The organism is Allobosea spartocytisi, assembly GCF_014764685.1.
Lineage (GTDB): Bacteria > Pseudomonadota > Alphaproteobacteria > Rhizobiales > Beijerinckiaceae > Allobosea > Allobosea spartocytisi.
In genome coordinates this window covers 157,747-183,666 of the sequence record NZ_JACXWY010000001.1, presented here as the reverse complement: position 1 = coordinate 183,666, position 25,920 = coordinate 157,747, and the positions used below count along the sequence as shown (strand labels likewise).

At 67.2% G+C, this 25,920-nt stretch carries 24 protein-coding genes; 14 read left to right on the top strand and 10 right to left on the bottom strand.

What is annotated here, in order from left to right:
- Nucleotides 1–8 precede the first annotated feature (8 nt).
- Both IED13_RS00830 and IED13_RS00825 read right to left on the bottom strand, forming a co-directional pair.
- Nucleotides 9–488 carry a tripartite tricarboxylate transporter TctB family protein gene (locus tag IED13_RS00830; RefSeq protein WP_038362557.1) on the bottom strand — a complete coding sequence of 160 codons (480 nt, stop codon included), beginning with the start codon at nt 486–488 and terminating at the stop codon, nt 9–11.
- A 160-nt stretch (nt 489–648) separates the two neighbouring features.
- A complete protein-coding gene (locus IED13_RS00825) occupies nt 649–1,614 on the bottom strand; it encodes a Bug family tripartite tricarboxylate transporter substrate binding protein (protein ID WP_038361787.1) in 966 nt (321 codons plus the stop codon).
- 244 nt (nt 1,615–1,858) lie between these two features.
- Here IED13_RS00825 and IED13_RS00820 point away from each other — a divergent pair, with 244 nt between their 5' ends.
- From IED13_RS00820 to IED13_RS00810, 3 genes are all read left to right on the top strand, one after another.
- A complete protein-coding gene (locus IED13_RS00820; protein WP_191123043.1) occupies nt 1,859–3,130 on the top strand; it encodes an O-antigen ligase family protein in 1,272 nt (423 codons plus the stop codon).
- A complete protein-coding gene (gor, locus tag IED13_RS00815; protein WP_112764079.1) occupies nt 3,123–4,493 on the top strand; it encodes a glutathione-disulfide reductase in 1,371 nt (456 codons plus the stop codon). Before IED13_RS00820 ends, gor begins: the two co-directional genes overlap by 8 nt.
- Nucleotides 4,494–4,880: 387 nt before the next feature.
- Complete coding sequence (locus IED13_RS00810) at nt 4,881–6,266, top strand: class II 3-deoxy-7-phosphoheptulonate synthase (RefSeq protein ID WP_038361792.1); 1,386 nt, start codon at nt 4,881–4,883, stop codon at nt 6,264–6,266.
- Between the two features lie 78 nt (nt 6,267–6,344).
- On the opposite strand, the gene IED13_RS00805 is transcribed toward IED13_RS00810, so the two are convergent.
- Nucleotides 6,345–7,172: an outer membrane protein gene (locus tag IED13_RS00805; protein WP_112764081.1), complete on the bottom strand. Its 828-nt coding sequence runs from the start codon at nt 7,170–7,172 to the stop codon at nt 6,345–6,347.
- A gap of 160 nt (nt 7,173–7,332) precedes the next feature.
- On the opposite strand from IED13_RS00805, the gene gltX reads away from it, so the two are divergent.
- Nucleotides 7,333–8,673 (top strand): glutamate--tRNA ligase, encoded by a 1,341-nt coding sequence (gene gltX / locus IED13_RS00800; RefSeq protein ID WP_191123042.1) that lies wholly within the window; start codon nt 7,333–7,335, stop codon nt 8,671–8,673.
- A gap of 115 nt (nt 8,674–8,788) precedes the next feature.
- Here gltX and IED13_RS00795 read toward each other — a convergent pair whose 3' ends face one another.
- Nucleotides 8,789–10,117 (bottom strand): MFS transporter, encoded by a 1,329-nt coding sequence (locus IED13_RS00795; RefSeq protein ID WP_191123041.1) that lies wholly within the window; start codon nt 10,115–10,117, stop codon nt 8,789–8,791.
- Nucleotides 10,118–10,310: 193 nt separating this feature from the next.
- Nucleotides 10,311–11,483 (bottom strand): DUF2865 domain-containing protein, encoded by a 1,173-nt coding sequence (locus tag IED13_RS00790; RefSeq protein ID WP_191123040.1) that lies wholly within the window; start codon nt 11,481–11,483, stop codon nt 10,311–10,313.
- A gap of 269 nt (nt 11,484–11,752) precedes the next feature.
- On the opposite strand from IED13_RS00790, the gene IED13_RS00785 reads away from it, so the two are divergent.
- Nucleotides 11,753–12,703, top strand: coding sequence for a phosphoribosylaminoimidazolesuccinocarboxamide synthase (locus IED13_RS00785; RefSeq protein WP_191123039.1), 951 nt, complete (start codon nt 11,753–11,755; stop codon nt 12,701–12,703).
- Nucleotides 12,704–12,869: 166 nt separating this feature from the next.
- Here the strand turns inward: IED13_RS00785 and IED13_RS00780 are convergent, their stop codons facing one another.
- The gene (locus IED13_RS00780; RefSeq protein ID WP_038361803.1) at nt 12,870–13,367 is read right to left on the bottom strand and encodes a MarR family winged helix-turn-helix transcriptional regulator; all 498 of its coding nucleotides are present in this window, start codon (nt 13,365–13,367) and stop codon (nt 12,870–12,872) included.
- A gap of 288 nt (nt 13,368–13,655) precedes the next feature.
- On the opposite strand from IED13_RS00780, the gene IED13_RS00775 reads away from it, so the two are divergent.
- Nucleotides 13,656–14,495 (top strand): CHAD domain-containing protein, encoded by an 840-nt coding sequence (locus tag IED13_RS00775; protein ID WP_191123038.1) that lies wholly within the window; start codon nt 13,656–13,658, stop codon nt 14,493–14,495.
- A 39-nt stretch (nt 14,496–14,534) separates the two neighbouring features.
- Here IED13_RS00775 and IED13_RS00770 read toward each other — a convergent pair whose 3' ends face one another.
- On the bottom strand, nt 14,535–15,620 hold the full coding sequence (locus tag IED13_RS00770) for a TRAP transporter substrate-binding protein (RefSeq protein WP_038361808.1): 1,086 nt from the start codon (nt 15,618–15,620) through the stop codon (nt 14,535–14,537).
- Between the two features lie 74 nt (nt 15,621–15,694).
- On the opposite strand from IED13_RS00770, the gene IED13_RS00765 reads away from it, so the two are divergent.
- The 4 genes from IED13_RS00765 to IED13_RS00750 all read left to right on the top strand — a co-directional run bounded on the left by IED13_RS00765 (nt 15,695) and on the right by IED13_RS00750 (nt 18,284).
- Nucleotides 15,695–16,705 (top strand): fumarylacetoacetate hydrolase family protein, encoded by a 1,011-nt coding sequence (locus tag IED13_RS00765; RefSeq protein WP_191123037.1) that lies wholly within the window; start codon nt 15,695–15,697, stop codon nt 16,703–16,705.
- A complete protein-coding gene (locus IED13_RS00760) occupies nt 16,698–17,279 on the top strand; it encodes a DinB family protein (RefSeq protein WP_191123036.1) in 582 nt (193 codons plus the stop codon). The genes IED13_RS00765 and IED13_RS00760 overlap by 8 nt, the downstream gene beginning before the upstream one ends.
- 88 nt (nt 17,280–17,367) lie before the next feature.
- Nucleotides 17,368–17,901, top strand: coding sequence for a hypothetical protein (locus IED13_RS00755; RefSeq protein WP_038361813.1), 534 nt, complete (start codon nt 17,368–17,370; stop codon nt 17,899–17,901).
- Between the two features lie 2 nt (nt 17,902–17,903).
- Nucleotides 17,904–18,284, top strand: a complete 381-nt coding sequence (locus IED13_RS00750; protein ID WP_191123035.1) for a lysozyme inhibitor LprI family protein — start codon at nt 17,904–17,906, stop codon at nt 18,282–18,284.
- Here IED13_RS00750 and IED13_RS00745 read toward each other — a convergent pair.
- A complete protein-coding gene (locus tag IED13_RS00745; protein WP_210323447.1) occupies nt 18,266–18,811 on the bottom strand; it encodes a GNAT family N-acetyltransferase in 546 nt (181 codons plus the stop codon). The genes IED13_RS00750 and IED13_RS00745 overlap by 19 nt on opposite strands.
- 108 nt (nt 18,812–18,919) lie before the next feature.
- On the opposite strand from IED13_RS00745, the gene IED13_RS00740 reads away from it, so the two are divergent.
- A complete protein-coding gene (locus IED13_RS00740; RefSeq protein WP_248312398.1) occupies nt 18,920–19,435 on the top strand; it encodes a CreA family protein in 516 nt (171 codons plus the stop codon).
- A gap of 9 nt (nt 19,436–19,444) precedes the next feature.
- Here IED13_RS00740 and IED13_RS00735 read toward each other — a convergent pair whose 3' ends face one another.
- On the bottom strand, nt 19,445–19,774 hold the full coding sequence (locus IED13_RS00735; RefSeq protein WP_038361820.1) for a hypothetical protein: 330 nt from the start codon (nt 19,772–19,774) through the stop codon (nt 19,445–19,447).
- A 313-nt stretch (nt 19,775–20,087) separates the two neighbouring features.
- On the opposite strand from IED13_RS00735, the gene cysS reads away from it, so the two are divergent.
- Nucleotides 20,088–21,569 carry a cysteine--tRNA ligase gene (gene cysS / locus IED13_RS00730; RefSeq protein WP_191123033.1) on the top strand — a complete coding sequence of 494 codons (1,482 nt, stop codon included), beginning with the start codon at nt 20,088–20,090 and terminating at the stop codon, nt 21,567–21,569.
- Nucleotides 21,570–21,672: 103 nt separating this feature from the next.
- Nucleotides 21,673–23,283, top strand: coding sequence for a citramalate synthase (gene cimA / locus IED13_RS00725; protein WP_191123032.1), 1,611 nt, complete (start codon nt 21,673–21,675; stop codon nt 23,281–23,283).
- 126 nt (nt 23,284–23,409) lie between these two features.
- On the opposite strand, the gene IED13_RS00720 is transcribed toward cimA, so the two are convergent.
- Nucleotides 23,410–23,754 (bottom strand): hypothetical protein, encoded by a 345-nt coding sequence (locus IED13_RS00720; protein WP_191123031.1) that lies wholly within the window; start codon nt 23,752–23,754, stop codon nt 23,410–23,412.
- A 212-nt stretch (nt 23,755–23,966) separates the two neighbouring features.
- Here IED13_RS00720 and IED13_RS00715 point away from each other — a divergent pair, with 212 nt between their 5' ends.
- A complete protein-coding gene (locus tag IED13_RS00715; RefSeq protein ID WP_191123030.1) occupies nt 23,967–25,880 on the top strand; it encodes an ABCB family ABC transporter ATP-binding protein/permease in 1,914 nt (637 codons plus the stop codon).
- Nucleotides 25,881–25,920: the final 40 nt, after the last annotated feature.

The window sequence follows — 25,920 nt, the reverse complement described above, 5'->3', positions numbered from 1 at the left end:
GGCCCGCCTCAGAGGAAGAGTTGTTCGAGCGGTCCCGCCGGCAAAATCAGCGTCAGGACCTTGGCGAAGACGAGGAAGATCGCGAGGCCGAGCACGAAGCCGATCGCGGCATCGACGGCAAGCGCCCGCCGCCCCATGCCGCGCGCCGTGCAGGCGAAGACGACCGCGATGGCGATGACGAAGCCGCCGCCGAGCCCGATGCAGGCGATCAGGAAGATGAGCCCGCCCGCGATCCAGAGCAGGGCCGTACCGTCGGCAGCATCGGGCTTCGGCAGCCCTTCGCGGAAGGCGACGACGAAATGCGCCAACCCGAGAATGGTCAATCCGGCAGCCACGACATAGGGCATGGCGGTGGGGCCGACGCCGTAATTCGACGTGATGGTCTGCTGCGAGGCGTCATAGCCGATCAGGGCGGCGACGATCAGCAGCAGCACGCCCACGATCAGGGCCGGCTTGTCGGCGCCTTGCGTGCGGGTCTCGTTCGTCATGGCGTTCCCCTGGTGGAGGCTGGCGCCTTCGCGCATTGTCGGGCGAAGCGGCTCCGGTTCGCGCGGCGACAAGGCGACGGGAGAAGAGTTGGAGGCGCTTCTGGCGTTGAGAAAGGGGCCGGTTGCCCGGCCCCCCGAGATATCGACGGTGCCGGTCGGTTTACTTCACCAGCCCGACTTCGGTCATCACCTTGGAGACGCGCTCGATCTCGCCTTTCAGGAAGCTGTCGAAGGCGGCGCCGGCCAGGAAGGAATCGTCCCAGCCTCGGGCCTTGAGGATCTCCTGCCACTCCTTCGACTTGACCATCTTCTCGACCGTGTCGGTCAGAGCCTTGGTCTGCTCGGCCGAGAGGCCGGGAGGAGCGACGACGGAGCGCCAGTTCAGCAGCTCGAGCTCGATGCCCTGTTCCTTGAGGGTCGGGGCGTCCGGCGCGTTTTCGAGGCGCTTGCCCGACGAGACCGCGAGCACGCGCAGCTTGCCGGCTTTGATCTGGCCCTCGAACTCGCCATAGCCGGAGACGCCGGCGGTGACGCGCCCGCCGAGCATGGCCGCCAGTGCCTCGCCGCCGCCCGAGAACGGGATGTAGTTGATCTTCTTGGCGTCCGCTCCGACCGCCTGCGCGAACAGCGCGGCGAGGATGTGGTCGGTGCCGCCGGCCGAGCCGCCGGCCCAGGTCACCTTGGCCGGGTCGGCCTTCAGGCGCTCGGCCAGGTCCTTGGCGCTCTTGAGCGGCGACTCCGTCGGCACGACGATGACCTCGGCCTCGGCGGTGAGGCGGGCGATCGGCGTCACCTGCGTCAGGTTGACCGGCGACTTGTTGAGCAGGATCGCGCCGACCATGACGAAGCCGTTGACCATCAGCTGATGGCCGTCGCCCTTCGCGCCGATGAGCTGGGAGAGGCCGATGGTGCCGCCGGCGCCGGTGACGTTGTTGACCTGCACGCTCTTGACGATGCCGGCCGCGGTCAGCGCCTGCTGCATCGAGCGCGCGGTGCCGTCCCAGCCGCCGCCGGGAGCTGCCGGAGCCATGATCTTGAGCTCGCTCACCTGGGCGAAGGCTGCCGTCGAGAGCGCCGCGAGGGCCACGGCCGCGAGGGCGCCGCGCTTGAGGACCGATGTCAGCATGGATTTCCTCCGCTGTGCGGCTTTGCCGCGAGTTTTTTAGGGTTGCCTTTGCCCTGTGGCACCATGCCGCGCCGGGCGTCAATTACGCCTGATTACATAATCGGATGATATGATTCCGGGGTGAGCTGGCCCCTTTGCCGAAGTTCTACGTCTTTCGTTGCAGGCGTCATGGTGCCGGGTTTCGACGGCCCGGGTTGCGGTCGCGCCTCTGGCGAAGATCGGCCCGATCGCGTAATCGCAGCCCATGAGCCAGCCCCGCCTTCCAGTCGGCCAGGAAGCCGTCTCGACTTCCTCGCTTCTCTCCACCCGTCTCGTGGCGGCCGGCTCGGTGCTGATGGTGCTGATGCCGCTGGCGATGTGGCTCGCCAATCGCTCCGCGCCGCTGATGCTCGGCCTCGGCGCCATGACCTTCATCGCCGCTGCTGTCGCGGCGGGCCGGGCGGGCGAAGTCGTCGCGCGCTTGCGGAGCCTGCTCGCGACCCCGCTGGGGCTGGCGCTGGCCGCCTTCCTCGCCTGGGCCCTTCTCTCGATCCTGTGGAGCCACAGGCCGGCAGCCTCCTTGCGGGCCTGGGCGGAGCTTGTGCTGCCGGCGGTCTTCGCGCTCGCGATTGCGGCTTCGGGCCGGTTCAGGCCGCAGCCCGCATGGCTGCGCGCGCTTGCGGTCGCGATCATCCTCGCCAGTCTGCTGGCCATGGTCGAGCTCGCCTCCGGGCTGTCGCAGCGGGCCGAGCTCGGCATCGGCAAGCTGATGAGCTTCGTCTTCAATCGCCCAGCCATCACGGCGCTGGTGCTCGCCGTGCCCACGATCCATGGTCTCTGGCATATGCCGGCCGCGCGCCGCTCCGACCGGATCCTGGCAGTCCTGCTCGGACTGACCGTGGCCGCATTGGCGCTGCGCTCGGAGAGCGCTTCGGCGCGGCTCGGCGTTGCGGTCTGCCTCGTCTGCTGGGTCGCGTCGGCCTACTGGCCGCGCCTGATGCTGACGGCCGCCGCGATCGGGCTCGTCCTGACTATGGCGATGGCGCCGGTTCTCGGCCTTGCCGCCCATAACTGGCTACCCTCGGTGATCCTGAACCGTTTCGCTGTCATGACCGGGCAGGCTCGTATCGATATCTGGCAGAGTTTCGGCGAGGTGGTGCGGGTACGGCCGATCGCCGGCGCCGGCTTCGGCACCTCGGCCAGCATGGACCGGCACCCGGTGGCGGCCGAGGTGGCGCCGGAGCATAGGGTGCTCCTGGGCGTGGGGCACCCTCACGACATGCCGTTGCAGGCATGGGTCGAGACCGGAGCGATCGGGGCGGGCATTCTGCTTGCGGCAGGCCTGCTTCTGCTGGCGCGATTGCGCCGGCTGCCGGCGCGGGAGATGGCGCCGCGCCTCGCGCTCTTCGCCGCTGCCTTTGCGATTTCGGTCGTCGGGCACGGAGCCTGGCAAGGCTGGTGGATTGCCGTTCTGGGAGCCGGGATCCTCTGGTTCGGTCCGGGCGCGGCCGCGCGACAAGGAGAAGACCATGGCTGAGTACGACGTCGATCTCTTCGTCATCGGGGCCGGCTCCGGCGGCACGCGTGCGGCGCGCATCGCGGCGGGCCATGGCGCCCGCGTGATGATCGCGGAGGAAGACCGGATCGGCGGCACCTGCGTCATCCGCGGCTGCGTGCCGAAGAAGCTCTTCGTCTATGCCAGCCGCTTCACCGAGGATTTTGAGGACGCGGCCGGCTTCGGCTGGACGCTTCCCGCAAAGCCGTCCTTCGACTGGCCGACGCTGCGCGACGCCGTGGCCAACGAGGTCACGCGCCTGTCCGGGCTCTATCGCAAGGGGCTCGAGGGCGCGAAGGCCGAAATCCGTGAGGAGCGGGCCGTCATCGAGGGACCGCATGAGGTCCGCCTGCAGAAGAGCGGGCAACTGGTCCGCGCCCGCCACATCCTCGTTGCAACCGGCGGCTGGCCCTCCTTCGATCCGCCGATCCCCGGCGGCGAGCTCGGCATTTCCTCGAACGAGGTCTTCCACCTGCCGGTGCTGCCGAAGCGCATGCTCGTCGTCGGTGGCGGCTATATCGCGCTCGAATTCGCCAGCCTTTTCGCCCGGCTCGGCGTCGCGGTGACGCTCCTGCACCGGGGCGACAACATCCTGCGCGGCTTCGACGAGGACATCCGCACCCGCCTGCGCGACGCGCTGAAGGAGGCCGGCATCACCTTCCGCCTCGGTTGTACCGTCGAGCGCATCGAAGAACTGCCGGACGGCAGCCGCCGCGCCCATTGCGCGACGGGCGCACCGATCGAGGCCGATGTCGTTCTGGTCGCGACCGGGCGCCGTCCCAACACGAAGGGGCTCGGGCTGGAAAAGGTCGGAGCCGAGCTCGGACCGCTCGGCGAGGTCGTCGTGGACGCCGCCTCGACCAGCAGCGTGCCGTCGATCCACGCGGTCGGCGACGTCACCAATAGGGTGAACCTGACCCCGGTCGCGATCCGCGAGGGCCATGCCTTCGCCGACACGGTTTTCGGCAACAAGCCCTGGACGGTCGATCACGGGATCATCGCCTCGGCCGTCTTCACCACGCCTGAGGTTGGCACGGTCGGTCTCAGCGAGGAGCAGGCTCTCGCCGCCGGCCATGAATTGCGTGTCTTCGAGTCCAATTTCCGCCCGATGAAGGCGACGATCTCCGGCCGGCACGAGCGCATCTACATGAAGCTCGTCGTCGACGCGAAGACCGACAAGATGCTGGGCGTCCACATCCTCGGCCATGACGCCGGCGAGATTATCCAGGCAACCGCTATCGCGGTGACGATGGGCGCGACCAAGGCGGATTTCGACCGCACCGTCGCGCTGCATCCCAGCGCGGCCGAGGAACTGGTGACGATGCGTACGCCGCGCGCGGGGTAGGGTTATCGATCGTCTCGCGAAACCACGCCGTCATCCCGGGCCTGCCCCGGGATCCATCGAAAGGCGCAGCGCTCGACGATGGATCCCGGATCTCCGCTTCGCTCCGTTCGGGATGAGGCGCGTTTCTGGGACAGCACTGCCAGTAGAGTTTCTGCGGCCACGGTTGAATCAGCCTGTGAAGCGCCTGAATCAGCATGGCAACCGGCGTTGCTATCCCGTTGCGGGGAATCGGCTTTTCGATCGCGTGTGACGCTCGGCCGGGCAGCCCGCTGCAGGGGCTGCCGCCAGACGATGGCCATTCCGCGAGCTTGGGTGTATAGCCGCCCCTTCGCGCCATGAAGAGGTTGATGATGCGCGATCTTCGAAAGATCAGGAGCACGTAGTCCCATGTCCGAGCGGTGGACGCCAGAGAGCTGGAGGGCCAAGCCCGCCCAGCAGATTCCGGATTATCCGGACCAGGCAGCCTTGAAGGCGGTCGAGCAGCAGCTCGCCGGCTTTCCGCCGCTCGTTTTTGCAGGCGAGGCGCGCAAGCTCAAACGGGCGTTGGGCAAGGTCGCGGCCGGCGAGGCCTTCCTTCTTCAGGGCGGTGACTGCGCCGAGAGCTTCGCCGAGCACTCGGCCGACAACATCCGCGACTTCTTCCGGCTGTTCCTGCAGATGGCGGTGGTGCTGACCTTTGCCGGCGGCTCGCCGGTGGTGAAGGTCGGGCGCATCGCCGGGCAGTTCGCCAAGCCGCGCTCGGCGCCGAACGAGAAGATCGGCGATGTCGAGCTTCCCAGCTACAAGGGCGACATCGTCAATGACATTGCCTTCACGGAAGAGGCGCGCATCCCCGATCCGCGCCGCCAGCTCGAGGCCTACAGGCAGTCGGCCGCGACGCTGAACCTGATCCGCGCCTTCGCGACGGGCGGCTACGCCAATCTCGACAACGCGCATCGCTGGATGCTCGGCTTCGTCAAGGACAGTCCGTCCTCGCATCGCTACCAGGAGGTGGCCGAGCGCATCACCGAGGCGCTCGACTTCATGCGCGCCATCGGCATCGACCCGGAGACCCATCCGGAGATGCGCACGACCGACTTCTACACCAGCCACGAGGCGCTGCTGCTCGGCTACGAGCAGGCGATGACCCGTACCGACTCGACGACCGGCGAGTGGTACGACACCTCCGGCCACATGGTCTGGATCGGCGACCGCACGCGCCAGCTCGACCACGCCCATGTCGAGTTCTTCCGCGGCATCAAGAACCCGATCGGCCTGAAATGCGGCCCCTCGACCACGGTCGACGGTCTGCTCAAGCTGATCGAAGTGCTCGATCCGCAGAACCAGCCGGGCCGGCTGACGCTGATCGGCCGCTTCGGCGCCGACAAGGTCTTCGACAACCTGCCCGCGCTGGTGCGTGCCACCAAGCGGGAAGGGCGCAACGTCGTCTGGTCCTGCGACCCGATGCACGGCAACACGGTCAAGGCGGCGAGCGGCTACAAGACGCGGCCCTTCGACCTGATCATGACCGAGGTGAAGAACTTCTTCGCCGTCCATCAGGCCGAGGGCAGCCATGCCGGCGGCCTGCATCTGGAGATGACCGGCAAGAACGTCACCGAATGCACCGGTGGTGCGCGCGGTATGACCGATGCGGATCTCAACGACCGCTACCACACGGTCTGCGATCCCCGCCTCAATGCCGAGCAGGCGCTGGAATTGGCCTTCCTCGTCGCCGAGCTGGTCAAGCGCGAGCGGGCCGGGCGGGCGCGTCCCGAGGTCGAGGCGGCGGAGTAAGCCGCCTCTCCGTCAGACGAAAATGAAAAAGGCCGGGACTGATGTCCCGGCCTTTTTCGTTGCGGCAGGAGGATGCCGTCAGAACTTGATGGCGGCACCGACGCGCGCGGTGTTGACATTGACCGTCACGCCTTCGACGTCATTGAAGCTGCTGAACAGATACTCGCCGCGGACAAGGAGATTCTCAGTCAAGGCGGCTTCGAGACCGCCGCCGACCGAGTAGCCGTAGCCCCAGACATCCTTCTTCGCTCCGCCGAGCACGCGTGGCCAGCCATAGTAGCTGGCTCCGCTGCTATTCGCCCAATCGGCGGCGACGGCCACGTTGGTATCGAAGCGGCCGACCGCGGCGCCGGCGGTGAAATACGGCATCCACATGCCATAGGCGTAGCCCAGGCGAATGCGGGCATTGAAGTAGTCGTTCAATCGGGCATCCTGGACGGATGCGATGGCCATGGCACCGGAACTCAGGAGCCGCGCCTCCAGAGTGGAGGCGGATGTCGACTGATCGACGCGGGAATATTCCGCCTCGAAGCCGATGATCGCATCGCCGAATGCGAAATTATAACCGACGAAGGCGCCGAAGGTCGAACCACGATCGGTGCGGGCCGATGACAGGACGAGCTGGCCCGGGTCGAGTTCGTTCAGGACCGAAGCACCGTTGAATGCGCCTCTGGCGATGTCCAGAACGCCCTTGTCGGTGCGGAAACGCGTTTGAGACAGGCCGCCGAAGCCACCGAAATAGAAACCTGACCAATTATAGGAGCCGCCCGAGAGCGACGGCGCCTGCGGCATGTCCTCGATCTGCGAGCCGCGCAGCACCGGATAATCGGCCGCGAAGGCCGGCGCGCCGAGTCCCGCGGCAAGTGCAAAGGAACCGACCACGCGCGTGACGGAACGGAGGCGCATCCTGATCTCCCCGGCAGCGGTACGGTCTGGCTCCGTTCTGCCCTGCCTGGGAGCGATTCATGCCTTGGTAACCCTAATAACGGGTTAACAGCCTAAGGTTGCAGGCGCCTTATCAGACGAGCGATTGTCGCCCGGGGCCAAAAGCGCCATAAGCCGCGTCATGACAACGTCTCTGGTCCGCTTCGCGCCGTCGCCCACCGGCTATCTGCATATCGGAAACGCCCGGCCGGCGCTGTTCAACTGGCTGTTCGCCCGCCGCCATCACGGCCGCTTCCTGCTGCGCTACGACGACACCGACATCGCGCGCTCGAAACCGGAATATGCCGAGGCCATCGCCGAGGATCTCGGCTGGCTCGGAATCGTGCCCGATCAGGTCATCTGGCAGTCGCAACGCCTGGCGATCTATGACGCGGTGGCGGAGCGCCTGCGTGCTGCCGGCCGGCTCTATGCCTGCTACGAGACGCCCGACGAGCTCGACCGCCGCCGCAAGCGCCAGCTCGCCCGCGGCCTGCCGCCGATCTACGACCGTGCCGCGCTGAAGCTCACCGCCGAGCAGAAGGCGGCCTTCGAGGCGGAGGGGCGTAAACCCCATTGGCGCTTCCTGCTGGAGGCGCGCGAGGTGGCGTGGGACGACCTCGTGCGCGGCCCCTCCCATGTCGACTGCGCCTCGCTCTCCGACCCGGTTCTGGTGCGCGAGGACGGCAGCTATCTCTACACGCTGCCCTCCGTCGTCGACGATATTGAGACCGGCGTGAGCCATGTCATCCGCGGTGAGGATCATGTCACCAACACGGCGGTTCAGGCGCAGATCTTCGAGGCGCTGGGTGCGAGCCTGCCGGTCTTCGGCCACCACAACCTGCTGACCACGGCGAGCGGAGAGGGGCTCTCGAAGCGCCTCGGCCATCTCTCGTTGCGGGGCCTGCGCGACTCCGGCGTCGAGGCGCTGGCCGTCGCGGCGCTGGCCGTGCTGGTCGGGACCTCCGACGCGGTGCGTCCCGTTGCGAGCCTCGACGAGCTCGCCGGTCTCGTCGATCTCGCCCATGTCTCACGCGCCCCGGCCAAGTTCGACGAGCACGAGCTCGAGGCGCTGAGCGCCCGCACGCTGCACCAGATGCCCTTCGCGGCGGTCGCCGATCGGCTCGCGGCCATCGGCGTCGCTGGCGGGGAGCCGTTCTGGCTGGCCGTGCGCGGCAACCTGACGAAATTCGACGAGGCGAAGCTGTGGTGGCAGGTCGTGGCGGGGGCAATCACGCCCGTCATCGCCGATCCGGCTTTCGCGGCGAAAGCGGCCGAGCTGCTGCCGCCGGAGCCTTTCGACGGCACGAGCTGGAAGAGCTGGACGCAGGCCGTCTCCGCCGCCACCGGCGCCAAGGGCAAGGGGCTGTTCATGCCGCTGCGCCAGGCGCTGACCGGCCTCGACCATGGGCCGGAACTGGCAGCCCTATTGCCGCTGATCGGGCGGGAGAAGGCGCTGAAGCGGCTGGCCGGCGAGAGCGCCTGATATACCGCCGTCATTCTCGGGCCGCCTCAGCGGACCCGAGAATCTCGTTCAGGATAGGCGCTGGTTTCCGAGATGGTCGGGTCAGGCCCGACCATGACGGCAGAGAGCCGCCCCCTCACTCGTGCCGGTGCATCGCCGAGGCGTGCTTGGTGTCGCGCATCAGCGCGTAGACCAGGAACGAGAGGAAGATGATGCCGGCGAGATAGTAGTAGAACCACTGCTCGTGGCCCTGCTGCTTGAAGAACAGGGCGATGGCCGGCGCCGTGCCGCCGAAGATCGAGACGGTCAGCGCATAGGGCACGGCGACGCCGGTGGCGCGCACCGAGGTCGGGAACAGCTCGGCCTTCACCACCGCGTTGATCGAGGTGTAGCCGGCGGTGAAGATCCAGGCGCCGCAGATCAGTAGGAACGCGATCCAGGGGGATTTCGTGCCGGAAAGCGTGGTCAGGATCGGCACGGTGAGCAGCGTGCCGGCGATGCCGAAGAACATCAGCACCGGCTTGCGGCCGATCCGGTCGGAGATCGCGCCATAGATGGGCTGCAGGATCGCGGCGAAGATCAGAGAGCCGGCGATGACATAGGTAGTGACGATGTCGGAGAGGCCGACCGTCTGCTTCACGAAGGTCTGCATATAGGTGGTGAAGGTGTAGAAGGCGGCGGTGCCGCCGGCGGTGAGGCCGACCACGATCGCGACCTCGCGCGGATATTTCAACAGGCCACGCAGCGAGCTTTCGCGCTTCATCGTGCCCTTGGCGGCTTCGAAGGCCTCGGTCTCCTGCATATGCCGCCGCATGAACATGGCGGTGACGGCAAGGACGGCCCCGATGATGAAGGGGATGCGCCAGCCCCAGGCGACGAGCTGCTCATGCGTCAGGAAGACGTTCTGGAGCAGCAGCAGCACCAGGATGGCGGTGAGCTGGCCGCCGATCAGCGTCACATACTGGAAGCTCGAATAGAAGCCGCGATGCTCGGGGTCGGCGATCTCGGTGAGATAGGTCGCGCTCGCCCCGTATTCGCCGCCGAGGCTCAGGCCCTCGATGATGCGGGCGAGGGCGAGCAGGGCAGGCGCGGCGAAGCCGATCGTCTGATAGGTCGGGGTAAAGGCGATGATCAGCGAGCCGAAGCACATCATCACCACCGAGAGCATCAGCGACAGGCGCCGGCCATAGCGGTCCGCGAGATGGCCGAACAGCCAGCCGCCGACGGGGCGCACGATGAAGCCTGCCGCAAAGAGCGTCGCGGCGTTGAGCTGCTGCACCACCGGGTCGGTCGAGGGGAAGAAATGCGGCGCGAAATACAGCGCGAAGGCGGTATAGGCGTAGAAATCATACCACTCGACGAGATTGCCGACGGAGCCGATGAAGATCGCCTTGATCCTGCGCCGGGCGTCGCTGAGCTCGATCGGGTGCGGGTGGTGCGGCTGTGTCGTGCTGGCGTCCGACATGAAGGCCCTCTGAAGCTGGTGGGAGCGTCAGAAGGCAGGACCCGCGGGGATACGGGCCGGAATGCGGTCTGGCGGCCTCCCGAAGGGGCGGCAAGGTTCGCTCTTTATGCGACGGTCTCGCCCATGCGTCCAGCGCCGAGCATGACGATACCCGGCTGCGCGATTTGTCGTCCGCGCATGGAACTAATGCGGATCAGGGCTTGACCAGTTGCGGGCTCAGATTGGGCGCGAGGTTCGGCGCCACGATGCGCACCGTGCGGCGCTCGCCGGTGACGCTGCGCGACTCGCTCTTCAGCCCGTCGCCCTTGTCGAGCGTCTTCTCGTCGACGATGTCGGGGCCGACGCCGGCCGATTCGGTGCCGGAGGTCGGGGAGTTCTCCGACGGCATCGGCTTCTCGTCCGGCGCGTCCGGGAGAGCGGCCGGAGTCGGCTTCACCGCTTCGGGCGCGCTGCGCCGCTTGGGATCGGGTTTCGGCCGCGAGAGCTCGGCCGCGCGCTGCTCGGTGACGATGACGTCGCCCTTGCGCTTGTCGAGCAGGTATTCGGCGTTCTTCAGCGCCTCCGACCAGCTCTGGCCCTGGCCGCGGCAGGTGCAGGTCGCATCGAAGGAGCGGGTGTATTTGCCGGCGTTCGGCAGGGACGAATAGGGCTGGCCGGTCGAGCGCGAGGCCGCGTTCTGGATGTCGCCGCCCGCGCTCATGCCGAAGGCCGTGGTCTCGCTGCCGGGGCAGAGCGCCTGGCACATCTCGTCGGCATTGCCGTTATTGTTGGCGAGCGGGAAGAAATAGCCGTCGCAGCTGCGCACGCAGACGGTCTGGGCGCCGCCGAGGCGCGGCTTTTCCGGCTCGATCACCGGCTGCTCGGGGTCGAGCTCGGGGATGGTCGAGTCGACGCCGCCGGGGCCGGGACCCGGGTCGCGCCCGAAGATCGTGTCGAAGAAGCCGCGCGGGCGCGCGCCGCAATTGTTGCTGATCGCGGCCGCGAGCTGGGCGCGCCGCTGCTCGAGCGCGCCGCCCTGGGCCCTTTGCTGGAGCGCCTCGTACTGCGCCTGCAACTGGCCCATCTGCGCACGGATGCCGCCGCATTGCGGCGGCGCCTGGCCACCGAAAAAGAGGAAGCCGCCACCGCGCTCGCACCCCATGGCGCGGTACTGGCCGCTCAACTGGCCGAGCTGCGCGCCGACGCGCTGGGCGGCCTGCGCAGCGCGCGGATCGCCGCCGCTGCGGCCCTGGAGGCTCTGAAGCTCGGCGCGCCATGCGTCGCAGGACGGTGACTGGGCGGTTGCCGTCCCGCTCAAAGCCGCCAGCGCCAGCAGGGCCATGCCGAAGCGTCTGGAAAGTCGCAGCATCATCGCAGGTCGGGTCACGTCATCCACTGTCGGAGCAGGCCGTCGGGCCACAAACTCCTGCCAACAACACCCGCCAAACGCGACGGAACTATGGAGCCCCCGCGTCTCCCGACGCCGAGTCGGCCGAGGTGACGCGGCTTTCGCATGCCACATCCGGGCGCGCGCAGCAATCCGCGGCGAAGGGCGCCGGACAGGTGGTGGAAAACGCGCGCTTCGACTAGAAGCGCGGGGCTGGCGCCGCGATTGCGGCGTCGGCAGCTCCTTTCGTCGCGAGGCCAGCGCCGCTCATGTCCGAATTCCTGCCGCTTCACGAAGCCGTCATCCCGGAGCTGCCGAACTATTATCGCGGCAAGGTCCGCGAGAATTACGATCTCCCGGATGAACGCCGTATCCTGATCTCGACCGACCGGCTCTCCGCCTTCGACCGCGCCATCGCCTCGATCCCGCTGAAGGGGCAGGTGCTGACGCAGACGGCGCGCTACTGGTTCGAGAAGACCGCCGATATCTGCCCGAACCATGTCCTCGAATATCCTGACCCGAATGTCGTCGTCGGCCGGCGCCTCGACATCCTGCCGGTCGAGATGGTGGTGCGCGGCTATCTCGCCGGCACGACCGGCACCTCGATCCTGACCATGTACAAGCAGGGCCGGCGCGAGATGTACGGCATGACGCTGCCGGACGGCTTGCGCGACAACGAGGCGCTGGCGGAGCCGATCATCACCCCGACCAGCAAGGCCTTCGACGGCGGCCATGACGAGCCGCTTTCGGCCGGCCAGATCGTCGGGAGCGGCCTCCTGACGCAGAAGCAATGGGACACCGTCTCCGGCTATGCGCTCGCGCTCTTCGCCCGCGGCCAGAAGCTCGCGAGCGAGCGCGGCCTCATCCTGGCCGACACGAAATACGAGTTCGGCACCGACGCCGACGGCAACATCCTGCTCGCCGACGAGATCCATACGCCGGATTCGAGCCGCTACTGGTTCGCCGAAAGCTATCCCGAACGCTTCGCCTCCGGCGGCAAGCCCGAATCCTTCGACAAGGATTTCGTGCGCAACTGGGTGGTGGCGCGCTGCGACCCTTACAAGGAGGAGCTGCCGCCGATCCCGCAGGAGCTGATCGACCAGACCTCGGCGGTCTATGTCCGCGCCTATGAGACGATCACCGGCCAGGCTTTCGCCTATCCACCGGCGGGCGAGAACCCGCAGGAGCGGATCAGGCGCAATCTCGCGCGGTATTTCTGAGGGTTTTCGGCCTGGATTTTATGCTGGTCATCCCGGGCGACCGAAGGGAGACTCGGGATCCATGCTTGAGCCTTTGCCGGAGGCGTTCCGGCACGGATCCCGGATCTGCGCGGCTTCGCCGCTTGTCCGGGATGACGGCGCGATGTGTGACGGGGCCGGGATGCCCTTACGACCCGTCTTCCTCGCGATAATTCCCCGCGAGCAGGCGGCCGCGCTCGGTCAGGGTCGAGAGCACGCGCTCGAACACCTTGATTTCCTCCGGCGCGATGCCTTCGATCCAGCGCGCCTCGAAGCCGAGCGCCAGCGGCACGATCTGGTCGTAGATCCGCTTGCCGGCCGGCGTCAGGGTCACGAAGGATTCGCGCCGGTCCTGCCGGTTCTCGGCGCGCGAGACGAGGCCGCGCTTCTCCAGCTCGGTGACGGCGCGCGAGACCTTGGTCTTGTGCATCTGGGCGAGCTCGCCGATGTCGCGCGAGGTCAGCTTGCCGAACTCGCCGAGCTGCGCCACCACGCGCCATTCCGGGATGCCGATGCCGAAATGCTCGCCATAGATCCGGCCGAGCGCGCGGCCGCCCAGCGTGCCGACGACATTCAGGCGATAGGGCAAGAAGCGCTCCAGCCGGAGCATCTGGTCCTGGAGCGAGGGCGAGGTTTTCTCTGACATGGGCGGCTGTGTAGCTGGTTCCGGAGAGGCCGGCGAGCCGGTGCGGCTGCCATCAGCAGGAGAGGGCCACAACCATACAGTCGAAAGACGATGCTGTCGCGTGGCGGTGGCCGCGTCGGTCGCGCCGGTGAAGGAGCAACGCGGCTCCTGCCTCGAACGCGCGGCGATCCGAGCCGGAGGCGTGGTAGAATTGCGGTCTGCCGCTCGGATACGTTGCCGTCGGGGAAACGCGCGAAACAGGTCAGCATGGCGAGCATCTCGAGAATCGGTCCGGATGCGAGGGTGTCGATGACGCGGCGATGGGCCCGGCACTGGCTGCGCTCCTGCCGTGAGTTTCCGGCCCGTGCCCTGGCCGTGCTCGATCGCCGGGAGGGCGATCCGGGACGGACGATTCATGAATTCCGCCGCCTGATGAAGGCGTGGCGCGCTTTGCTGAAGCTTGCTCCCGCCGAGCTGGCCGAGGAGGGGAAAGCGGTTCGCGGGGCTATCGGAGACTTGCGCCGCGGCTTCGGCATCGCCCGCGACACGGCGGTCGTCGCCAAGGTGCTCAGTGCGCTCTGTCCCGACCATGCCTCCGAGGACGACGCGCAGGATGCAGCCGTGGCGCTGCTGGCCGAGCAGGGAGACGCCGTCCGCGACGAGCTCCGGCGCCTGTCGGCCGAGATGGCGCGCTGGTCCGTGTCGGACGAGACGGGCGACTTTCTGGTCCGGGCCTTCCGGCGCAGCTATCGGCTGGCACGGCGCCATGGGCGCCGCGATCCACGCCGGATGGACGCGGAGCATCTGCACGAGTGGCGAAGCATGATCGTCGATTTGAGCTATCAGCTCAGCTTCTTCGCGCCGGCCGACCCGGCAGGGCTCGGGCAGCAGGCCAAGGCGGCGGAGCGCCTGCGCTCGCGGCTCGGCAATGCGATCGACCTCGGCATGGTCCGTGCGCATCTCGCCGAAAGGCCAGCGCTGGATGGCGTCGATGCGCTTGCGCAGGAGATCCCGCGCAAGATCGCCAAACAGCGCCGCAAGGCGGCGAAACTGGCTAAGCGCCTTCTCGCTCGCCGCCCCAGGCGTGCCGGCGCCGATCTGCGCGAGGCGATGGAGCACCGGCCGCCGAGGCGGACCAGCTTCGGCTGATCCGTTCCGGGCGACGGGCGGGGATGGCGCCGGCGCGCCTCAGCGCGCCTTCAGCCGGTTCATGAACGAGTCGTAGGAGAGCTCCGCGATCTGCCACCAGAGCAGGTTCTCGCCGCGGAAGGCGACCATCGAATCGTAGCCCTTCTTGAAGTCCGGGCTCTTGGCCCCGGTCTCGGCGTAGTATTCCTCGGCCGCCTTCAGCGCCGCTTCCATCACCGGCAGGGGGAAGGCCCGCAATTGCGCGCCCTGCGCGACGAGCCGGCGCAGGCCGCCCGGATTCACATAGTCGTATTTCGCCAGCATCCAGTTGTTCGCCGCCTCGCAGGCGTGCTGGACGATGGCCTGATAGGGCTTCGGCAGCTTGGCCCAAGCCTCCTTGCCGATGATCAGATGCAGCATGGCGCCGCCCTCCCACCAGCCGGGGTAGTAGTAATATTTGGCGACGCGGATGAAGCCGAGCTTCTCGTCGTCATAGGGGCCGACGAACTCGGCCGCGTCGATCGAGCCGCGCTCCAGCGCCGGGTAGACGTCTCCCGGCGCGATCTGCGTCGGCACCACGCCGAGCTTGGACAGCACGGCACCGCCCATGCCGCCAATGCGGAATTTCAGCCCCTTGAGATCGTCGACGCCCTTGAGCTCGTTGCGGAAGAAGCCGCCCATCTGGGTGCCGGAGTTGCCGCAGGGGATGGAATAGGCGTTGAAGCGGTCGAGCACGCCGTTCACGATCTGCTCGCCGCCGCCGAAATACCACCAGCTATGCTGCTGGCGGGCGTTGAGGCCGAAGGGGATGCCGGTGCCGAGCCCCAGCGTCGGGTCCTTGCCGATATAGTAATAGGTCGGCGAATGCGCGCATTCGACTGTGCCGGAGGAGACGGCGTCGAGCGCCTGCAATCCGGGCACGATCTCGCCCGGCGCGAAGACCTGGATCTCGAATTGGCCGTCGGTGGCGTCGGAGACGTATTTCGCGAATTGCTGCGCCGTGCCGAAGATGGTGTCGAGCGACTTCGGAAAGCTCGAGGTCAGCCGCCATTTCACCTGGGGTTGGGACTGCGCGATCGCGGGCGCGGCGACGGCTGTTGCGGCCGCGGCGAGCGCTCCCGTTTTCAAAAACGAGCGACGTTCCATATGGTCTCCTCCCAGAGCCTGTTCACAAGGCTTGTTGCGTCTTTATTGGCGCGTCCGGGAAGGAATGAAAAGAGATGAAGCTTGCCTCCCTCTCGCATGGCCGCGAAGGCCGCCTCGTCGTGGTTTCCGCAGACCTGACGCGTGCGACCGACGCCTTTCCGGTCGTCGCCACCCTGCAGGCGGCGCTGGACGATTGGGAGCGCCTCGCGCCCCGGCTCGCCGACCTCGCCGAGGGGCTGGAGCACGGCTCGGTGCCGTCCTTCCGTTTCCACGAGCATGATTGCGCCGCGCCGTTGCCGCGCGCCTTCCAGTGGCTCGACGGTTCGGCCTATGTGAATCACGTCGAACTCGCCCGGAAGGCGCGGGGCGCGGCCATGCCCGAAAATTTCTGGACCGACCCGCTGATGTACCAAGGCGGGAGCGATGCGCCGCTCGCCCCGCGCGCGCCGATCCACGCCCGCAGCGAGGAGGACGGCATCGATTTCGAGGCCGAGATCGCGGTGATCACGGGCGATGTGCCGATGGGCGCGACGCGCGAGCAGGCGCTCGCCGCCATCCGCCTCGTCATGCTCGCAAACGACGTGAGCCTGCGGAATCGGATTCCGAGCGAATTGGCGAAAGGCTTTGGATTCATTCAGTCAAAGCCGTCCACCTCCTTCTCGCCGGTCGCCGTCACGCCCGGCGCGCTCGGCTCGGCCTGGCGCGACGGCAAGCTGCATCGTCCGCTCCTGGCCCAGCTCAACGGCGCGCCCTTCGGCAGGCCGGATGCCGGCACCGACATGACCTTCGATTTCGGCACGCTCATCGCCCATGCGGCGGCGACGCGCCGGCTTTCGGCCGGCACGATCATCGGCTCCGGCACCGTCTCGAACCGCGATGCCGATGGCGGGCCGGGCAAGCCGGTGGCCGAGGGCGGGGTGGGCTATGCCTGCATCGCCGAGCAGCGCATGGTCGAGACGCTCCGCCAGGGCGAACCGAAGACGTCCTTCCTGCGTTTCGGCGATACGGTCCGCATCGAGATGAAGGACGCCGACGGCCATTCGATCTTCGGCGCCATCGAGCAGGAGGTCCTGCCGCATGACTGAGGCGGGTTTCGGCCGGCGCGGGGCGCTCGCCGCCCATTGCCGCAAGATGGCCCATAACAACGCCTGGGCGAACTGGCGGCTCCTCACGGCCTGCGCGCAACTCAGCGATGCGGATTTCAAGGCGCAGCGGACGAGCTTCTTTCCCTCGCTGCACGAGACGCTGAACCACAATCTGATGGTCGATCTCTATTATATCGACGCGCTCGAACGCGGCGGCCTCGGCCGGCTGGTGTTCGAGCGCTTCCGGCCCTTCGACATGGCGCAGCTCCTCCCCGCCCAGGCCGCTGCAGACCGGCGGCTGATCGCCTTCTGCGACGGCTTGAGCGACGACATGCTCGCAACCACCGTCACGACGGACCGCGGCGAGCACGGACAGGTCGAGGAGCGCGTCGACGATCTGCTGGCGCATCTCTTCCAGCACCAGATCCATCATCGCGGTCAGGCTCATGCCATGCTGGCCGGCACCGCCGTCGCGCCGCCGCAGCTCGACGAATATTTCCTGCGCCACGATTCGCAGCAGACCCGCGTCGAATTGCGCCGCCTCGATCTCGCCCCACCCGAAGAGCTGCTCTGACGCCCGCCCGCAGCTCCAGCTTGTTGGCGGGCGAGACGCCGGATAACCTGCGCCGCGAAACACCGCCCGCCGCGAGAGCCGAGACGCCATGATCGACCCCGTGCCGCTCTATTCCACAGCGATCCCGCTGGCCTTCTTCGTCTGGGGGCCGCTTCTCGTCGTGGTGCTGTTCTGGCTCGTCGGCTTCTGGTCGAACCGTCAGGGCGTGCCGCGCATGCTGGAAAGCGACTGGAACGGCTACAACGTCGCCGATGTCGAGAAGCTCTTCGGGCTCTATGGCGAGACGACGCGGGCGCGCTACCGCAACCGGGTGCTGCCCGCCGACGTCGCCTTCGCCTTCGTCTACGCCATCGTCGGAGCCATCCTGATCGCGGGGCTCGCGATGCGCGGGCAGCCCTGGTGGGTCGCGGCGCTCTGCGGCGGCGGCTGGCTCCTCGGCGGCCTTTGCGACGTGGCCGAGAATCTGGCGGTGGCCCGTCTTCTCGACAGATATCCCCGCGTCGAGGCTGGCGATGTCGCCTTCGCCAGCAGGATGACGCGGCTGAAGCTGGTCTTCTTCTCGCTCGGCATCATCGGCGCGCTGGTTGCCGCCTATCTTGTCTTCAAGCCGCTGGCGGCGTGACCATGCGGCGCTGGCTACGCTTCCTGCCGATCCTCGTCGCTCTCGCATCCCCGGCAGCGGCCGACGAGGTCTACAAGCGCTGCATCGACGATTCGGATGGCACCAATCCGGCCTGGGGCGCCTGCGGCGGCGAATGGGTCGCGCGCGAGGACGCCAAGCTCAACGCGACCTGGAAACGGCTCTACGGGGCGAGCGAGCCGAACACGAAGAAGGACCTGCTCGAGGAGCAGCGCGCCTGGAACGCCTTCAAGGAGAAATCCTGCAGGTTCTACGGCAATGGCGATTTCGGGCGGGAAGGGCAGGTCCTGCATTTTCCGGCCTGCCGCGCGGAGGTCATCGCCCGGCGTACCGAGGCGCTGAAACGCTATGAGGCCGGGCCCTGACGCCGCTCGGGGCGCCCGAGGCGCAGCCGGGTCGCGACCACAGGTGGCGTGCCGATCAGGAACCCGGCCCGGGTCGGTGCCGGCTCGAAACCCAGCCGGGCTGCAAGCCGCAGCGACGCCGCATTCTCCGGATGGGTGGTAATGAGGATCTCCGGCAGGGCAAGGGCCTCGAAGCCATGGCGCAGCAGGCAGGCGGCCGCTTCCCGGGCATAGCCCTTGCCCCAATGCCGCGTGTCGAACCGATAGCTCAACTGGGCGACGTCCACGGCATCGCCATCGGGAATCAACCCGACATAGCCGGTGAAATCTGCCGGATCGATCTTGGCGAAGACCGACCAATAGCCGAGGCCGCGTGCGACATGGGTGAAGCTGCGCGCGGCGACGCCGTCCCGTCCCATCGCCGGGTCGTCGACCGCCGCGATATGGCGCATCACCTGCGGGTCGGCGTTCATCCGGGCGATGGCATCGAGATCGTCGAGCCGGCGCGGCCGCAGCAACAATCTCTCGCTTTCCAGCTCGGGTAGCATCGGTCGCCTTTGCTTTGATGTGCGGGCGGCTGCAGAACTCTGGTGCGCCGGCGCGGGGCTTCCCATATCCTGCCGGGCGCCGAACCGAAACGCGCCGGGAGAATGGGAATGTTGCTTCGTCGTTGGATCCTGGCTGCGTTGGCCGTTGCTCTGTCCGGGGCGTTCGTGGCGCCGGCCATGGCGCAGGAAGACCTGATCTTCAAGAAATCGACAGTCTGGAAGGCGCTGACGCCGGACGACAAGCTCGCCGTCTACGGCGTCGACGATCCGCTCGTCGAGGGCGTGGCCTGCCACTACACCGTGCCGGAGAAGGGCGGCGTCAAGGGCATGTTCGGTGTGGCCGAGGAGGTCTCGGAGGTTTCGCTGGCCTGCCGGCAGATCGGGCCGATCAAGTTCAAGGAGAAGGCCGAGCAGGGCGATGTCGTCTTCCGCGAGCGCCGCTCGCTGATCTGGAAGAAGATGCAGATCGTGCGCGGCTGCGACGCCAAGCGCAACGTGCTGGTCTATCTGGTCTATTCGGACAAGCTCATCGACGGCTCGCCGCAGAATTCGACCTCGACCGTGCCGATCATGCCCTGGGGCAATACCGGCGAGGCGCCGAAATGCAGCGACTGGATCCGGTAGGCGAGGGGATTATTCGCCGCAGGTGATGCTGAGCGGCTGCTCGGCGGCTGCCGCCGGGGTCGGCTTGGTCACCGTGCCGGTGAAATCGGCACGGTCGGCGATGCCGAAGGTCACGGCCTTGCCGAAGCCCTGCGATTCGCACCAGGCATTGGCGACGATCTTGCCGCATTCCGACCGGGTCGAGATGCAGTCGGCGACGCCGTAGCCGTCGCTGGCGGGGATCAGAAAGGTGCGCTGTTCGCTGGGGGCGGCGGCGGGGCGGCTCATCGGCATGATCGAGAGCGAGATGCCGGCGACGGCGATCCCGAGCAGTCCGACGAAAGCCACGGCGCGGCGCATGGGGTGAGATTCCTGAGGGCGACGGGCGGGAGACCCCGAGAATCGGGAGGATGGTTCCGGCCGGTTAAATTTGCGTGAATGGCGGCGGCGATGTTGCGGCGCAGCAAGTCGGGCGCCCTCTTGACGGAAAGCGCGCGGACAGGCAATCACTTTTCCCCATGACGCGAGCCGCCATCAACAGCCCTTGCATTATTTGCCGCTAGCTTTCGCTGGCCGGCTGCTCACGTCCTCGTCCTGAAAACGAACAGACAAAAGCGCCCCGGCCAGCGGCCAGGCTGTTTCTTGTCTTCTGTCGTTTCGTTCGTTCCAGGATTTGCCCCCGATGTCGCCGACCCTGAGGCTCTACAACACGCTGACGCGGACGAAGGAGGATTTCGCTCCGGTCGATCCGCAGAACGTGCGCATGTATGTCTGCGGCCCGACGGTCTACGACTACGCCCATATCGGCAATGCCCGCCCGGTCATCGTCTTCGACGTGCTCTACCGGCTTTTGCGGCACGTCTATGGGCCCGAGCACGTCACCTATGCCCGCAACCTCACCGACGTCGATGACAAGATCAACGCCCGTGCGGCGCGCGACTTCCCCGGTCTGCCGCTGAACGAGGCGATCGCGAAGGTCACCGCGACCACCACGGCGCAGTTCCATCATGATGTCGACGCGCTCGGCAATCTGCGCCCGACGAGCGAGCCGCGCGCCACCGAGCATATCGAGGAGATGCAGGCGATCATCCATCGGCTGATCGCGCGGGGCGTCGCCTATGTCGCCGAAGAGCATGTGCTGTTCCACGTCCCCGCGGTGACGCATCTGGCGAAGGCGCCGAAATACGGTTCGCTCGCCCGCCGCTCGCTCGACGAGATGGTCGCCGGCGCGCGCGTCGATGTGGCCCCTTACAAGCGCGATCCGATGGATTTCGTGCTCTGGAAGCCGAGCCGCGAGGGTATCGACCCCGGCTGGCTCTGGCCGAACGGCGCGCCGGAGGGGATCACCCGTCCCGGCCGCCCGGGCTGGCACATCGAATGCTCGGCCATGTCGATGGCGAAGCTGCTCGCGCCCTTCGGTGGCGGCTTGTCATGCGACGATCCGGCGAAGAACGTCTTCGATATCCATGGCGGCGGCATCGACCTCGTCTTCCCGCACCACGAGAACGAGATCGCCCAGTCCTGCTGCGCCTTCGGCGGCGGGGAGGGGGCGCCGCGCATGGCCAATATCTGGATGCATAACGGCTTCCTGCAGGTCGAGGGCGAGAAGATGTCGAAATCCCTCGGCAACTTCGTCACGATCAACGAATTGCTGGCGACGGAAACCTTCGGCGGCCGCAAATGGCCGGGCGAGGTGCTGCGCCTCGCGATGCTGAAGACGCATTACCGCCAGCCGATCGACTGGACGGTGAAGGCGCTGGAGGAGGCGGAGAAGACGCTGCAGGACTGGGCGGGAGCCGCACAGGGGGTGGCAGCTTCCCAGCCTTCCGTCGAACTGCTCGACGCGCTGGCCGACGATCTCAACACCGCCCGTGTGCTGGCCGAGCTCCACGCGCTCCGCAAGTCCGATGATCTGCCGGCGCTACTGGCGGGCCTCGATCTGCTCGGCATCAAGCTGCCAGAGTTGGCAAAACCTGTTGCCGTCGCGCCGGAGGTCGAGCACCTGATCGCCGCCCGTCTCGACGCCCGCCGCACGAAAAACTTCGCCGAATCCGATCGCATCCGCGACGAACTCACCGCCATGGGTATCGCGCTCAAGGACGGCAAGGACCCCGCCACCGGCGAACCGACGACCACCTGGGAGGTGAAGCGATGAGCCCGAAGATCCGTCCTGCCGGCTCGCTCTCGCTCGCCATCAAGCTCGTCATGCTGGCCATGGTCGTGCCGCGCGTCGTTCGCTTCAAGCTGAGGCGCGGGCGATGAGCCAGATCACCGAACGCTGCCGCATCCATCTCTTCGACACGACGCTGCGCGACGGCGCGCAGACCACCGGCGTCGACTTCTCGCTCGACGACAAGCGCGCCGTCGCGGCCCTGCTCGACCGGCTCGGCGTCGATTATGTCGAGGGCGGCTATCCCGGCGCCAACCCGCTTGACACCGCCTTCTTCGAGGAGAAGGCGACGAAGCAGGCGAAATTCGCCGCCTTCGGCATGACCAAGCGGGCAGGGCGCTCGGCCGCCAACGATCCCGGCATCGCCGCGTTGCTGGCGGCGAAGGCCGATGCCATCGTCTTCGTCGCCAAGGCCTGGGACTACCATGTCCATGTCGCGCTCGAGATTTCGCTGGAGGACAACCTTGCCGGTATCCGCGAGAGCGTCGAGGCGGCGAGGGCCGCTGGCCGCGAGGTGATGCTCGATTGCGAGCATTTCTTCGACGGCTACAAGGCCAACCCCGATTATGCGCTCGCCTGCGCCCGCGCGGCCTATGAGGCCGGTGCCCGTTGGGTCGTGCTCTGCGACACCAATGGCGGCACGCTGCCCGACGAGATCGGGGCTATCGTGCGCGAGGTCGCCAAGGTCGTGCCGGGCGACCATCTCGGCATCCACGCCCATGACGATTGCGGCTGCGCCGTCGCCAATTCGCTGGCGGCGGTCGAGGCCGGAGTGCGCCAGATCCAGGGCACGCTGAACGGGTTGGGCGAGCGCTGCGGCAATGCCAATCTCGTCACGCTGATCGGCGCGCTGAAGCTGAAGGAGCGCTATCGCGAGCGCTTCGCGCTCGGCATCGACGAGAGCCAGCTCGCCGATCTCGCCCATGTCTCGCGCGCCCTCGATGAGATGCTGAATCGCGCGCCGAACCGCCACGCGCCCTTCGTCGGCGCCTCGGCCTTCGCCACCAAGGCTGGCATCCACGCCTCCGCCGTGCTCAAGGACCCGCGCACCTATGAGCATGTCCTGCCAGAGGCCGTCGGCAACACCCGCAAGGTGCTGATTTCCGACCAGGGTGGCAAATCGAACCTCGTGGCGGAGCTGGAACGGATCGGCCTGACGCTCGGCCGCGACGATCCCCGGCTCAACCGCGTACTGCAGGAGGTCAAGGACAAGGAGGCGCAGGGCTATGCCTTCGAGGGCGCCGACGCCTCCTTCTTCCTGCTCGCCAAGCGCATTCTGGGCGAGCTCCCGGCCTATTTCGAGATCGAGCGCTTCACGGCCAATGTCGAGCGCCGCTACAACGCGCTGGGCGAGCTCGTCACCTTCTCCGAGGCGATCGTCAAGGTGAAGGTCGGCGACGACGTGCTGATCTCGGTCGCCGAAAGCGTGCTCGGACCGGTCAACGCGCTCGATCTCGCGCTGCGCAAGGATCTCGGCCGCTACCAGTCGCTGATCGGCGGCCTCAGGCTGGTGGATTACAAGGTCCGCGTCTTCCAGGGCGGCACGGACGCCGTCACCCGTGTGCTGATCGAATCCGGCGACGAAACCGGCGAGCGCTGGACCACGGTCGGCGTCAGCGCGAACATCATCGACGCCTCGTTCCAGGCGCTGGTGGATTCGATCACCTACAAGCTGGTCAGGGCCGGCGCGACGGCGTGACGCCCTGCGCCGTCATGCTCGGGCCTGACCCGAGCATCTCTTGCGAGAGGAGGCTCTAGAACCTCATCGTCCGGAGATTCTCGGGTCTGCACTTCGCTTCGCCCGAGAATGACGGTCCCCGGGAGGTCACTCCGTCAGACGGATCACGCGGTCCTTGCACAGATCCATGTCGGCGTCGCTCGTGGCTTCGTCGTCGAACTGCGCCTGCACCGTATAGCTGCAGCCCTGCGGCTTGTTGAGCTTGAGCGCGACGCTCTTGCCGGGCGCCAGCGGCTTGGCGAGCTTCGCCACGAGCCGGGGCTGGTCGCCCGCCGTCGCGATCGCGAAATTGCTCAAGGGCACCGTGCGCTGATTGGTGATGGTGATCTGCGGATGCGGCCGCGTGGCCTGCGCCGCGGCCGGCTGGGCGAGGCCGAGAGCAGCCCCTAAACCCAGCCCGATCACTGCAAGATTGCGGAATACCATGGTCATGTCTCCCCATTTGAGAGCGTTGAGCGCTCTTTCGCGAGGAGACATTCCCCGTTCGACGAGAACAAGGCAACTCCGGGGCGCCAGTTTACGCGGGCGCCTCGCTTCTGCCGATTCGCAACAGCCTCCAGGCGCAATGCCCCCCTTGCAACAAGCTGCATGCATGGACGCGGAATTGCGCCTATATGGGCCGCATAAACTGGAATCGCTCGAAAATGTCCGTGCCCGCAGCGCCGTCCCCGGTGCCGAGCCTCGCTCGTTCCGTCGTCATCAAGCCGGGCTCCGGCTTCATCGCCACCTTCCGTGCGCTCTGGCCCTATCTCTGGCCGGCGGAAAGGGCCGATCTGCGAGGGCGCGTCGTCGCGGCCTTCGCGCTGATGCTGATCGGGCGCCTGATCCTGATGGGCGTGCCCTTCAGCTTCAAATGGATCACCGACGCGCTGGCCCAGACCCATTCCAGCGTCGAGAACTGGCTGCCCTGGCTCGTCGGCGCGCCGCTGGCGCTGACGGTGCTCTACGGTCTGGCGCGGGTCGGCTCCTCGGCCTTCGTGCAGATGCGCGACGCGATCTTCGCCCCGGTCTTCATGCATGCGGTGCGCACGCTGGCGCTCCAGACCTTCGGGCACCTGCATTATCTCTCGCTGCGCTTCCATCTCGAGCGCAAGACGGGCGGGCTGACGCGCGTGCTGGAACGGGGCCGCAACGGCATCGAGGAGATGGTCCGGCTCGGCCTCAACCAGCTCGTGCCGGTCATCGTCGAGGTCGCGCTGATCATCGCCGTGCTGCTCGCGCTGTTCGACTGGCGCTATGTCGCGGTGCTGGTCGTGATGGTCGTCGCCTACATGACCTACACGATCAAGGCGACCGAGTGGCGTATCGCCATCCGCTCGGCGATGAACGAATCCGATACCGACGCCAATTCCAAGGCGATCGACTCGCTGCTGAACTACGAGACGGTGAAGTATTTCGGCGCCGAGGCGCGTGAGACCGCACGCTACGACGTGGCGATGGCGCGCTACGAGCGCAACTCGATCAAGTCCTACACCTCGCTCGCCTTGCTGAATTTCGGCCAGGCCACGATCTTCGCCGTCGGGCTGACGCTGTCGATGCTGATGGCGGTGCGCGGCTTCCAGGCCGGCACAAACACGGTCGGCGATCTCGTGCTGATCAACTCCATGTTGATCCAGCTCTATCTGCCGCTGAACTTCATGGGCACCGTCTATCGCGAGATCAAGCAGGCGACGCTCGACATCGCCGAGATGTTCTCCCTCATCGGCCGCGATCCGGAAATCCAGGACAAGCCGGGCGCGCTGCCGTTGCAGGTGCCGGCCGGCGAGGTCGTCTTCGACGACGTGCATTTCGCCTATGTGCCGGAGCGGCCGATCCTGCGCGGCATTTCCTTCAAGGTTCCGCCCGGCCGCACCGTCGCCATCGTCGGCCCCTCCGGCGCCGGCAAATCGACGATCTCGCGGCTGCTCTTCCGTTTCTACGAGCCGCAGAAGGGCCGCATCCTCATCGACGGCCAGCCCATCGCCGATATCCAGCAGGTGAGCCTGCGCGCCGCCATCGGCATGGTCCCGCAGGACACGGTGCTGTTCAACGACACCATCGAATACAACATCCGCTACGGCCGCCCCGAGGCGACGATGGAGGAGGTCGAGGACGCTGCCCGCCTCGCCCAGATCGACCGCTTCATCCGCACCTTGCCGGAGGGGTACGCCACCTCCGTCGGCGAGCGCGGCCTCAAGCTCTCCGGCGGCGAGAAGCAGCGCGTCGCCATCGCCCGCACCATCCTGAAGGGACCGCCGGTGCTCGTCCTCGACGAGGCGACCTCGGCGCTCGATTCCTTCACCGAGAAGGAGATCCAGGACGCGCTCGACCGGGTGAGCGAGGGGCGCACCACGCTGGTCATCGCGCACCGGCTCTCCACGGTGGTCAATGCGGACGAGATCATCGTGCTCGACAAGGGCGTCATCGTCGAGCGCGGCCATCACCGCGACCTGCTCGCGGCGGACGGCGTCTATGCGGCGATGTGGAACCGCCAGCGCGAGGTCGACGAGGCCAAGGCGACCCTCCAACGCGCGACGCAGGAAGAAGGCGAGAGCGTCAGGGTCACGCTGGCGCAGTGACGGCGTGGGCCGGTCCGGCGCGGCAGGCTCTCCTTTCGAT